This is a genomic window from Streptomyces sp. NPDC018964 (genome assembly GCF_044390325.1).
GTDB lineage: Bacteria > Actinomycetota > Actinomycetes > Streptomycetales > Streptomycetaceae > Streptomyces.
The window spans coordinates 113,869-125,991 of the sequence record NZ_JBIRYZ010000016.1 but is presented as its reverse complement, the minus strand read 5'-3'; the positions used below and the strand labels follow the sequence as shown (position 1 = coordinate 125,991).

The following is a 12,123-nucleotide window of genomic DNA, read 5'->3' as shown; positions in this document are numbered from 1 at the left end:
GCGCATGAACAGGGTGCGTGCCGTACTGCTGGCGGGCGGCGAAGGCCGGCGGATGGGGTCGTTGGGGCACGGCAGGCTCAAGCCACTGGTGCCGTTCGGCGGCACCTCCCGCCTCATCGATTTCAGCATTGCCAATGTCTACCGGTCGGGCCTGCGGGACGTCCTGCTGCTGTCCCAGTACGAGGAGCGCCGCCTCATGGACGACCTGCACCTGGTGTGGAACAGGCGCCACCACGGCTTCCGGATAGGCTTCGGCCCCTACGACGCGGCGTACCGGAGCTCGCCGGGCAAGCTGCCCGAGCAGATACCGGACCGTACCTGGCCGTTGGAACGAGGCACAGCCGACGCACTGCTCAACAAGGCCGAGTACGTCTTCGGGCGAGGTGACTCGGAGGCCTCGGAAATTCTCGTGCTCCACGCAGACCACGTCTACCGTTTCGACTACGGCGACATGATCCGCGAGCACCGCGCGTCGAAGGCCGCGCTGACAGTCTCGTACCAGCGTATCGAGCGGCGGTACGTGCACCTGTTCGGCATGGTCGAGTTCGACGGAAACGGCCTGCTCACAGCCTTCGAAGAGAAGCCACACCACCCCACGGGCGACCTGGTGTTCGCCGCCTTCTGCCTCTTCGACGCGGCGACGCTGCGGCGCTACCTGGAACAACTGCACGGCACGGATTGGCAGCACGACATCAGCAGGGACGTCATCCCGGCGATGCTGGCCGGCGGCGAACTGATCCGCGGGTACGAGATCAGGAGCTACTGGGAGGACATCGGCACCGTGGACCGCTACCACCGCGCCCACCGCGGGCTGCTGCGGGCCGAACCGACGCTCGCGTTGACCGACATGCCGCTGACCGTTGCGCCCGAGGTGCCACGGCGCCTCGTTCCGGACGGGCCGGGCAGACACGCCAGCATCGTGGCGGCCGACGTGGTGAACGAGGGCGAGATCGTCAACAGTGTGGTGTACCCGGGCGCGCGCATCGGTACCGGCGCACACGTGGTCGACTGTGTCGTGCTGCCAGGCGCCCGGGTGGCCGACGGAGCAGACCTGGCATCGGCCATCGTGCTGGAGGACGGCTCCGTCCAGCAGTGCGAGCCGGCGCAGGAAGAGGGCCCGCGGTGACGGCACTTGCACCCGCGCCGTGTGACCTGGTGGTGGCCGACCTCGGTGGCACGACCCTGCGCGTGGGCCGGATCAGAGCAGGCACGTCCGAGGTGCACGACGTACAGCGAATACCCACCGACGGGCTCGGTCGGTACGGCACACTCGCCCCGCAGGAGCTCCAGGACCGGGTCATGAAGCAGCTCACGCGGGAGATCGCGGCCCGCCTCGCCCGTCCGGGCCGGCCACCGGCTCGGGCCGTGGCAGTGTCTTTCGCCGGGCCGATGACATCCGACGGAGTCGTCCTCGCCGGCCCGACACTGTGGGGGGGTCCCGCAGCGCCGCTGCCCGTCGCCGACGTGTTGTCAGGGCAACTGGGCCTGCCCGTGCTCGCGGCCAACGACGTGACCGCGGCGGCCTGGCGCTACGCCTCGACCGAATCCGAGCCGTTCTGCCTGACCACCGTGAGCTCGGGTATCGGGAACAAGGTGTTCCGCCATGGCGAGATCGTCATCGACAAACTCGGACACGGCGGGGAGATCGGCCACTGGCTCGTCGACCCCGCGGAGGACGCCGCGCCGTGCGAGTGCGGAGGACGCGGCCACCTGGGGGCGATCGCGTCAGGACGCGGCGCACTGCTCGCGGTGCGCGCGGCGGCGGCCGCCGACACCGGTGCCTTCGCGCGCTCGGCACTGGCCGAGCCATCGGGCGGCGTACCTGAGGCCATCACCAACGAGGCGTTCGCAGCGGCGGCCCGAGCAGGTGACACGTTCGCACGGGAGTCGCTGCGCAGCTCGTTGCGGCCCCTCGCGTCCGCGGTGAGCCTGCTGTTCACCGCGATCGGTGTGCGCCGCTACCTGTTCGTCGGAGGCTTCGCCCTCGCCTTGGGCGACACCTTCCTGACACTGCTCGGCGACGAACTGGTACGGATCGGTTGCTTCGGCTTGGACGAGGGCGCGACGCGCGCCATGCTCGCGCTCGGCGAAGACGACGACGACCACTGTCTCATCGGCATCGGCCAGTTGGCAGCGGCTTGCCTCAGCACTCCCCGGGCCGTCGAGGCGAGGACATGACCACGCCGGCCGTCGGCAGGAGCTCCATCGGCAGCGTGCCGGCCACAGGACTGACGCCGGCGAGGAAAGCCGCCGTGGGCGCCTTCAGAACGCGGCCGAGGTCCGGCGCGCCCGCCGAGGGTCTCCGGTGGAAACGGCTCGACGTGAGGCGGCCCGGGGACTCCACCCAGGTGCCGGCCGTCCGCGTAGCCGGACGGTTCGTCCTCGTGCGCGGCCCGTCGGACGTCCTGGTGCGAGGAGCAGCCATGAGAAGCCGTGGCGGGACATGCCGAGGCGGCGCGGCCGGTGACGGCGGAAGCGGATCAGGAGCGTGTGGTGCTGATCCTCATGGACCACGTCTTCGGCGGAACGGCCGACGCGCTGCCCGACGGACGACGCCCACGGTCGGCCAACGCGTACGGCGGGACGGATTTCTCGGCGCGGCGGCGGCCGGCCGGCCCGCCGTACTGCACGGGTCGGCCTTGTCCACGGCCCGCAGAACCTGGTGCCCATGGGCTGGTTGCGTTTTCTCGCCCGGTGCGCGCCCCGCGCCCAGCGCACTGCTTGGGTCCCCGCGGGCGAAGGAGCGGCTGTCACGAGCGCGCTCCTCATGGGGCAAGGGCCGCGCCTGCCGCACCGCGGCGGATCCGACCGGCCTCACACTACGAGTGGGCACAGATCATCGCCCGCGCGGCCGGCGGTCCCGACCCGCTGGTGGTCTTCACGTCGCAGACCGCGGGACGGTACGTGAGCAAGCCTCCGAGCAGGGGTGTGGCCGGTTCCCTCAACCTCACCGCCCCCGAGTCCGTGGGGCACGCGAGGGCGTCCGTCACCTGTTGCACGCCCCGCGGTCCGCAAGAACGGCTCGCAGCGATCGATTCAGCACCCAGTCCGAGGAGGCAGCCCCGTGCTCACCCCCCATCGCCCGTGCGCGCTTGGAGCAGCCGCGCCCGCATCCGCCGCAGCCGACGCATCCTCCTGCGGAGACGGCCAAGGACCGCCGCCGCGTGGGGTGCCCGGCGCCCAACGACTCGACCACGTGGCGTTCACTGTGTCGGACCTGGACGCGGCGATCGAATTCGCCGTCACGGCACTCGGTGGCGAACTCGTCTATCGCCTGGACCCGTTGGCGCGTACCGACGAGTGGATGCGTGTACACCTCGACGTCCACCCGCGAGCCAGCGCCGAGATCGCCCTCGTCCGCCTGGGACCCGACACCAACCTCGAACTGTTCGCCTACGCATCACCGGACCGCACCGCCTCGTCACGAGCACCGCACGACACGGGACATGTGCATCTCGCACTGCACGTGACGGACGTGGAACGGGCCGCCGCCGAACTCGTGCGTCGAGCGGGAGTGAGTCCGCTCGGCCCCGTCCGCCGTGTCCCCGACGGGCAGCCCGATGCGGGTACGCACTGGGTGAGACTGTCCTCGCCGCTCGACGCGCCCCTGGAACTGCGTTCAGTACCGGAGGTACTGCCGTACGAGGAGGTCGGCGGCGCACCACGCCGTCGCCCGCCGGGGCCATGGCGCAACCGGGATGACGGCATGGGGAACCGGCGGGGTCTGCCCGGTGCACTCGGCGTGGACCACTTCGCCATGACCGTCGCGGACCTCGATGCGGTCGAGCGGTTCTTCGTGGACGTCCTGGGCGCCGAGCCTCTGTACCGAAACGAGCAGAGAACCCTTCCCGCGGACGTGGCAGCGGCGCTCGGTGTGCCACCGGGTGGTGCCCTGCGGCGGGCCGTGCTGAACATGGGTCCGACCGACACTGTCGAATTGACGTGCTATGAAGGGGCGTCGGCCGGCAGCCCGTTCCCTCCGCGCAACAGCGATGTCGGCGGCAGCCATCTCGCCTTGCACGTCCACGACGTGGACGTGGCCGCTGCCTACCTGGCCGAGCACGGCTGTACCGTGCTCGGCCGGCCGGAGACGATCGATGAGGGACCGCTCACTGGCGATCGGTGGGTGTACACACGCGCTCCCTTTGGCTTGTACGTGGAGGTGGTGCATATGCCGGACGGTGCGCTCCCCTACGAACGCAGCACCACCGCCCGGCGCAGGGCCGCGCATGAGCTGTCATGGACCGACCGTACGCCGCCCCGGCCCGTACAAGGCACTGTGCCGGACAGCCCCGGGCCGGACGCATCGAGCACTTGGCAGCGTCCCCGGGGAAGAGGGTCTTCGTACGGGCCTTGATACCGTCCGATCCCTCCATGCTGCTCGTCGTCACCTGACAGCCCATGCCGATCCGCGGGCCCTGCTGCTCGCGCGGACCGCGGCTTCGCCCGGTTCCCCGCCCGGCACCTCGAGGACCAGGGCGGCCGCGCCGACGAGGCCCCCAGCGGTGACCGCCGGTCACCCGAGCGACGACGCCCCGGTGGCGAGGCCCGCCGTGCCCCGGCACGCGCACGGCCCTGTACGGGCCCGAAGGGCTGATCGAGGCGGAGTTCCCGCCCGACCGCGAGCCGTACGAGTGCCTGACAGGACTTCGTCAGGTCTTCGGGTCGGGCCTGTTCCTGGGCATGTCGGGTGGATGGACGCGCATGGAGTGAACCGCGTACGGGCGAAGTCGGCGTCGTACGTGGCGGATGTGTTCGCTTCGGTGCCGCGCAAGGACCAGCGGGCCGAGGGCGACTGCTGCTCGCGGGGACCGATGCCGGACGGCAACGAACAGAATCCGCAGCAGTTCGTGAACCGGTCCACCTGGGACCCGGTGCCGGTGCGGCGGCGGATCACAGAGCGCATGCCGCCGCTGATCAACCCGACGGCCTGGGTGATCGACGACGTGTCGCTGCCCAAGGACGGAAGAATGCCGGTCGCCGTGGCCTCGCGGTACTGCGGGGCCACGGGCAAACGCGCCGACCGCCAGGTCGCGGTCGGCGTCCACGCCGCCAGTGACACCGCCTCCTGCCCGCTGCGGTGGCGCCTGTTCCTGCCCAGGGAGTGGGCCGCGGACACCGGCCGCCGCGCCGCCACCCGCATCCCGTCCGAGATCACTCACCGTGAGAAGCGGCGGCCTGCGCTGGACATGCCCGACACGCCGAGGACAGGTCCCGTCTTCGGACAACCCGGTGCCGGCGCGGTGCGGACCCGGATGCGCCACGTCCTGGACGCGCTGAAGATCGAGCCTGCCGAGGCCGCGCCCCATGGGGACGCCGTCCGGGACGATCTGCCGGCCTTCACCGCCCTCCCGCGCGAGACCTGGTGGCAGATCCGGTCCAACCCGTAAGAGCGGCTGAACAAGGAGATCCGCCACCGCACCGACGTGGTCGGCGGCTTCCCCGGCCGAGCGGAACGACGAGTGGAGCGAGGCAGTCCGCCGCTACCTGAGCTGTGGCCTCCTCACCAGGTCGCGCCTCCACCCGGTCGAGTCAGGAACCACCTCGTAGTCTCGACGACGAGATCGTCGAGCGGCCGTCATACCCCCGCCCCGGCGGGGGTGACCCACACCTCCCGTCCGCACGGAAGGTGACGACCGGACGGGTTGCGCCGTTCTGCGTGAGGCTGCGGGGAAAACAGGTGGCGTGCTCGGCTGTCGCGAGCAGCCCGCGGTGAATCGTGGTCGGCGGGAGGGTCATCGCGGCACGCTCCTGAAGGCGAGCGGACGTCGCTGAACCGAGCTCTCGAGGGAAAGGGCGGCATCGACGATGCCGATGTGGGAGTAGGCCTGCGGGTAGTTCCCGACCTGTCGCTGCTGGTGCGGGTCCCACTCCTCGGCCAGGAGACCGACGTCGTTGCGCAGGGCGAGCAGACGCTCGAACAGGTCACGCGCCTCGTCGATACGGCCGATCATCGCCAGGTCGTCGGCGAGCCAGAACGCGCAGACGAGGAACGCCCCCTCATCCCCGGTCAGACCGTCGTTGCCGGTGCTGATCCCCTCGGTCGGGTAGCGCAGGAGAAACCCGTCGGGGGTGGAAAGCTCCCGCTGGATCGCCTCGACGGTGCCGATGACGCGCTCGTCGTCGGCCGGCAGGAAGCCGACCTGAGGGATCAGCAGCAGAGCGGCGTCCAGCTCCCGGCTGCCGTAGAACTGGGTGAAGGTGTTGCGGCCGGAGTCATATCCGTTCTCGCACACATCCTGGTGGATCGTGTCACGCAGGGCCCTCCAGTGATCCACGGGACCGTCCGCGTGGCCGCCTTCGATGAGCTTGACGGCGCAGTCGACCGCGACCCAGGCCATGACCTTGGAATGCACGAAGTGCCGGTCGGGACCCCGGGATTCCCAGATGCCCTTGTCGGGTTCCCGCCAGTTCGCTTCGACGAACTGGACGAGTTTGATCAGCAGGGTGTTGCTGGTCTCGTCGCGTTCCAGTCCGAGGTGTGCCGCCAGAAGCAGGGATTCGATCACCTCGCCGTACACATCGAGTTGGCGCTGGCCGGCGGCGCCGTTGCCGATGCGTACCGGGGCCGAGTTCTCGTAGCCGGTCAGCCAGGGCAGTGTGGTCTCGGGCATCTCCCGTTCCCCGGCGATTCCGTACATGATCTGGAGGTTCTCGGGATCGCCGGCGACCGCGCGCAGAAGCCAGTCCCGCCAGGCGCGGGCCTCGTCACGGTAGCCCGCCCGCAGGAGGCACGACATGGTGATCGCGGCGTCCCTGAGCCAGACGTAGCGGTAGTCCCAGTTGCGGACACCGCCGATCTCCTCGGGCAGCGAAGTGGTCGCCGCGGCGGCGATCCCTCCGGTCAACGGGTTCGTCAGGGCCTTCAGCGTGATCAGGGAGCGGATCACGGCGTCGCGGTAGGGGCCGTCGTAAGTGCAGTGGGAGACCCAGTCCGTCCAGAACTTCTCCGTCTCCTCCTGCATCTGGAGGACCTGGTCGGTGTCGAGGCCATCGGGCGGACCGACGTACGACGGCTGCCAGCTCAAGGTGAACGCCATGCGCTCGCCCTGGGAGAGCGTGACGTGGGAGCGGGTGGTGAGCGCTTCGCCGTGCGTCTCCGCCCGGGTGTCCAGCCACACCGCGTGAGGACCCGCCACCGCGCGGACCCGATCGTCATCGGTCCTGTGGACCCAGGGCACGACCTTGCCGTAGTCGAACCGCAGACACAGGGTCGACGCGGCGGTGACGGTACCGCGGACGGCTTCGACGACCCGGATCAGACGTGGCACCCCACCCTCACGCAGTGGCATGAAGTCGGTGACGCGCAGGGTACCGGTCGGGGTGTCCCACTCCGATTCCAGAAGCAGTGAGTCGCCGCGGTAGGTGCGGCGGTCGGCCGACGGGTTCTGGCCGCTGGGGTCCGCCGGGCCGATGCTCCAGAAGCCGTTGCTCTCGGTGCCGAGGAGCGCGGCGAAAACAGCCTGGGAGTCGAGCCTGGGCAGGCACAACCAGTCGATCGTCCCGTCGCGGCTGACCAGCGCGGCCGTCTCCAGGTCGCCGATGAGCGCGTAATCTTCGATACGCCTAGCCATGGATGTCCGTCCTTCGGAGGTGACCCGGCGTCGGGCCACCGCACTGTAGTGATTCCTGGTTCGGCCGCCCGCACAGCGGGGCGGCCACAGATGTCGACAGGGCGGCAGCGGCAGACCACTGACCCGGTCGAACAAGTCGTGAAGGGGCAAAGAGGCGAGTGGTCGGCTCACCGTCGCGATGGCAACGACGAAGGTGGCCGACGCCAGACGCCCCCTCCGGCGCGTCAACGCCCCCTCAGCTGCCGCTGAACACCGCAGCGTGCGGTAGGGCGAGGGCATGGGCGCGAAGCCGGACACAAGCCTCGACCGTGTTCTTCGCGGCGTCGGCGGGCACCGGTCCTCGGGGCGGCGATGCCGCCCGGCAGCGACCCACACGGTGTGAGGGCCCGACCGTGCGCCACCTGAGGCGTCCGTTCCGCCGCCGGGGATCGGCGACGGCCCGCGGCGGGAGTTGCGGGAACAGCACCCGGTACAGCCGGGCGTGCTGCGTGCCGTCGGAAGCGAGCACCGTCCCGACGAGGATCCCGGCACGGGCCGGCCACGTCGGCACGACCCGGCCGACCGGGCTGAAGGGGTTCGGGTTCTTCAGCGCGGCCTGCGCCTTTGCGCGGCGCGGCACGGCTCAGGCCTCGTGCTCGGCGAGGAGAACCGCGGGGCCCGGCAGCCGCCGCGCCGCGCAAGGGGGATACGGACCGTCAAGGATCCGGTCGTCGAACAGCCTGATGGCACAGCCGGGCGATGTGGCCGACATGGGCATGGTGCTCCTTCCGTTCAGGAGGTGGTGGGGCGGAAGTCGTGGTCGATCAGGGGGATGAGCGCGCCGTACCGGCGTGCGGGTCACGGGCGTCGGCCCGCATCAGGTCGTCCTCGGGGTGCCTTCAGGAGCCGTGCGCGGATGGTCGGCGCTGTGATCCGAGCGCCTGGCCGAAGGCGTTGACCGCGACGAGGGGCGGAGTCCGACGGCGCTCGGAGAAGTCGGTACTGGCGAAGCGGGCAGCCGGGCCGCCGGTGTCGCCCCTGGCGACAATACCGGTCACACCGTGTGCCATGGGCTCCCGCACGGAACAGCGATGCTGGTCCGGGGCACCGGATACGTATCCGGTGAGACCGTCGTCCATCGTGCGGCGACCGGGCGGACGGCCGCCGTGGTGGTGCTCTTGTCCGGCGCGCTGCCCGCGTGGGTCAGGAGGAAGGATCCGCCCGCTGCGGCTCGTTCCGTCTCTCCCCCTCGAGAGACCGGGCGGGTTTCGCGAGCGTGCTCGCGAGGAACAGCGGGCACGCCGCGAACGCGGTGACCAGTGCGAAGGCTGCCGACAGGGAGGTGGCGTCAGCGACGGCGCCCGTCACGGCGGGGGCGAGGAGATTGGAGGTGTAGGTGATGGTGGCGACGCCTGCGATGTTCCGGCTCGGGTCGCCTCCGTGCCGACCGGCAGCGCTGAAGGAGAGGGGCAGCACCACGGCGACGCCGGTGCCGATCAGGGCGAACCCGGCGATGGCGACCGGTGGGGTGCGGGCCAGCACGACCAGTGTGCCGCCCAGCGCTGCGATCCCGCCGCTCAGCCGCACCGTGCGGACCGGACCCAGTCGTGTGACGATGGAGCCGCTGGCGAGCCTGGCCAGAGCCAGGGTGAAGCTGAGCCCGGTATAGCTGAGTGCGGCGATCCCCTCGGACGCGTTCGCGGTCGAGGTCAGATACACCGCGCTCCAGTTTCCGCTGGCGCCCTCGGCGAACACGGCGCAAAAGCCGAGAACGCCGAGAGGCAGGGTGGACAGCGGGGGGAGCGCGAAGCGGGGCGGTGGCTGCCGGACCTCGGCCTGGTCCGCCTCCGGCAGGTGCCTGGTTGCCGGCAGTCCGATGCCCGCCAGGACCACGGCGGTGACAGCGAAATGCAAGCGGGCGTCTACGTCGCCGCCCGCGGCGAGCGCACCGCAACCCGAGGAGACCAGCCCTCCTACAGCCCACATGCCGTGCAGGCCGGGAATGACGGGACGTCGCAGACGCTGCTCGACCCGCACCCCCTGCGCGTTCATCAGGACATCCGTCATACCCGAGGTCGCGCCGAACACCCCCAGGGCCAGACACAGGGCGGGCAGGTCCGGCGAGAGCGCCGGCAGGACGAGCGAAGCACACCACAACGGAAACATGCAGGTCAAAGCACGTGAGTTGCCTAAGTGGTGGGACAGGCGACTGGTGAAGGGCATCGCCACGAACGAGCCGAGGGCCGGGGCGAGGAGCGCCACACCGAGAGTGCTGTCGCTGAGGCCGAGGTGCTGCTGCAGCCAGGGGATGCGAGTGGCGAACGCCCCCACGACCGCGCCGTGGCCGGCGAAGACGACGGATACCCGGCGACGCGATCGATGCGACACGCGATCGGTCATGGTGATGAGCCCTTCTCGCTCTTGTAGTGCCGCACCACAGGCTCAGGTGGCCGGCGAAGGACGGTTCGGAGGCCCGGGAGTGACATGAAGCCACCACAGGGGGACAGCGCCACAGACGTGACGGACATGGTGACCGCCGTGGAGGCGGCCGTCAGTCACCGCGAAGAGACGGTTCAACGACTGAGCCCGCGATCCGGTGTGCCTCGTCGGAGAACGCTTCGCCCCACTCCTGCCGGGGCCCGTCCATGCGCGAGGTGATGACGACGAGGTCGAAGTACCGGTCGGGCCAAGGGGTACGCAGTCCGGACAGGTTCCAGGTCGAGACGGCACCACCGTCGCGGCTCTTCCGTCGGGTGAGCACCGCCTCATCGAAATCGCACAGGAAGAGTTCGACCCCCTTCCGCGGAGCGGTGGGGAGATCCTCCGTGCCGCTTCCGAACACCGCCACCCGCTGGGTGCGCTGCGACGAAGGCAGGGTGTTCAACCCCCTTTCGATCTCATCCGGAACTCGTTGCCCGCGTGCCTGAGCCGTCCATTCCTCGAAGCGGCGCCGCTCGGTCTCGACGGAACCGTAGATGCCTCGGTTGGTCACGGCCCAGAAGAGCTCGGGGAGCAGGGAGGGGTGCTTGCGGATGAACAGATCGCAGTTGCGCAGGAGGGTGGAGACATTCGCCTCATGGGTACGCTCGTGTGGCGCTTCGATCCCCCAGCTCTCACGCGAGACCGTCATGGGGAGGCCATGGTGGTGCAGTCGGTAGCCGAGTTCGATGTCCTCCCCGCCCCAGCCGGTGAAGTCCTCGTCGAACCCGCCGACCCGCCAGAAGTCGGCCGCCGGCAGCGACATGTTGAGCGTCCAGAAGAACAGCCAAGGCATGACCATACGGCTGAGGTCGAAGTCGACTGCGGCGAACTCCGGCAGTCGCATGTCCTGGAACCAGGGGGCGCCCGCGACCTTTCTCACGGCCTCCTCCGGGGGGAAGTCAGTGACGAGAGAGTGGAGCTCGGGGTGAGGATTGCGCGGGTCGTAGCCATAGCAGTAGCCGAGGACGACCTGAGAGGGCGCCGGCCCGGCGTGGGCGGCGAGGACCGACTGGACGTACTGCGGCCCTGCCAGGACACCCGTGTCGAGGAAGGCCAGTAAGGGCGCGGAGGCCAGACGTGCACCACCGTTGCGCGCGCCGGCGACCCGGTATCCGAGATCTTCCTGGAAGACGTACCGCATGCGCAACCGGTCCTCGTAGGACCGCACCACGTCGCGGGTGGTGTCTGTCGAGCCGTCGTCGGACACCACGACCTCGAAGTTCTCAGGCGCCGACGTCTGGCGGGCCAGTGTGCCCAACGTCCGGTCGAGGAGGGCGGCTCGGTTGTAGGTCGGGATGATGATCGAGAGCAGTGGCACGTTGGACGTCACACCAGGCATGGGGCCACCTTTGCGTTGATCGGGCGGGCTGAGGATCGGGTTGCACATACGCGCCAAGCTGGAGGGGCGGCCGGGTGTATCGACCCCTTCGACGGAAGGGGTCGGACGACGAGAAGGCAGCACACACGTTCACCGCCAGATTGGCTCTGGCCATAGGGCCCGGCCCGCGCCCGCTGAGTCTACCCTTTGAATGTGAATACCTGGAAGCTGAACTTTCCTTGTGACGTCCCGTGACAGCTTGCAGTCCTGGTCCGTGTGGCACGGCCCGTGTTCGCACCGTCGTAGTCGAAGTCGCTGATCAGGCAACCGACTTACTCAAGAGACGGGTTCGTCCCACTGTCCGACGAAGAGTGTGAAAAGCGTGAATCGGTGCGGCACGCGGGAGCCTTCTCGGTCCGCGACGGACGTGTGGAGGAAGTTCTTCTGGCGTGGCTGTCGCCTGGGGTGCGGATGCCGACCGGGGTCTGTGTGACGTCGTGATCATCTCGCCGATCCGGATCCGCCCGATGGGTGGAGTCCGACCATCGGCCTGTACAAGACCGAGCTGATCAAGCCCCAGCGGCTCTGGCGCACGCTGTCCGGCAGACACACGCGTCATCCTGCCGGACGTGAGAGGAGGCATGCGCAAGGTCGTAACAACGTTGTGTGCCGGCAACGTCGCCCCGGCATGAGCAGTTCAATGTTTCGCCTGGCACGGAGAGGTCTCCTCACGCCGTCGCGTACCACGCCGTACGGATACGGAACACCGGC

Annotated in this window: 8 protein-coding genes and 1 pseudogene; 4 read left to right on the top strand and 5 right to left on the bottom strand. The window is 69.7% G+C overall.

Annotated features, from left to right (window positions below; genetic code table 11):
* Nucleotides 1–4 precede the first annotated feature (4 nt).
* From ACH5AO_RS25225 to ACH5AO_RS25210, 4 genes and pseudogenes are all read left to right on the top strand, one after another.
* Nucleotides 5–1,126: a sugar phosphate nucleotidyltransferase gene (locus ACH5AO_RS25225; protein ID WP_398928289.1), complete on the top strand. Its 1,122-nt coding sequence runs from the start codon at nt 5–7 to the stop codon at nt 1,124–1,126.
* A 173-nt stretch (nt 1,127–1,299) separates the two neighbouring features.
* Nucleotides 1,300–2,178, top strand: coding sequence for an ROK family protein (locus ACH5AO_RS25220; protein ID WP_398928288.1), 879 nt, complete (start codon nt 1,300–1,302; stop codon nt 2,176–2,178).
* Between the two features lie 1,018 nt (nt 2,179–3,196).
* The gene (locus tag ACH5AO_RS25215; protein ID WP_398928286.1) at nt 3,197–4,357 is read left to right on the top strand and encodes a VOC family protein; all 1,161 of its coding nucleotides are present in this window, start codon (nt 3,197–3,199) and stop codon (nt 4,355–4,357) included.
* A gap of 337 nt (nt 4,358–4,694) precedes the next feature.
* Nucleotides 4,695–5,198, top strand: a pseudogene (locus ACH5AO_RS25210) (transposase); the annotation flags it as partial.
* Between the two features lie 537 nt (nt 5,199–5,735).
* On the opposite strand, the gene ACH5AO_RS25205 reads toward ACH5AO_RS25210, so the two are convergent.
* The 5 genes from ACH5AO_RS25205 to ACH5AO_RS25185 form a co-directional block, all read right to left on the bottom strand.
* Nucleotides 5,736–7,574, bottom strand: a complete 1,839-nt coding sequence (locus ACH5AO_RS25205) for a glycoside hydrolase family 15 protein (RefSeq protein ID WP_398928284.1) — start codon at nt 7,572–7,574, stop codon at nt 5,736–5,738.
* A 622-nt stretch (nt 7,575–8,196) separates the two neighbouring features.
* Nucleotides 8,197–8,325: a hypothetical protein gene (locus ACH5AO_RS25200; protein WP_398928282.1), complete on the bottom strand. Its 129-nt coding sequence runs from the start codon at nt 8,323–8,325 to the stop codon at nt 8,197–8,199.
* 127 nt (nt 8,326–8,452) lie between these two features.
* Complete coding sequence (locus tag ACH5AO_RS25195) at nt 8,453–8,623, bottom strand: hypothetical protein (RefSeq protein ID WP_398928280.1); 171 nt, start codon at nt 8,621–8,623, stop codon at nt 8,453–8,455.
* Between the two features lie 133 nt (nt 8,624–8,756).
* Nucleotides 8,757–9,953 (bottom strand): MFS transporter, encoded by a 1,197-nt coding sequence (locus tag ACH5AO_RS25190; RefSeq protein ID WP_398928278.1) that lies wholly within the window; start codon nt 9,951–9,953, stop codon nt 8,757–8,759.
* A 151-nt stretch (nt 9,954–10,104) separates the two neighbouring features.
* A complete protein-coding gene (locus ACH5AO_RS25185; RefSeq protein ID WP_398928332.1) occupies nt 10,105–11,373 on the bottom strand; it encodes a glycosyltransferase in 1,269 nt (422 codons plus the stop codon).
* Nucleotides 11,374–12,123 lie beyond the last annotated feature (750 nt).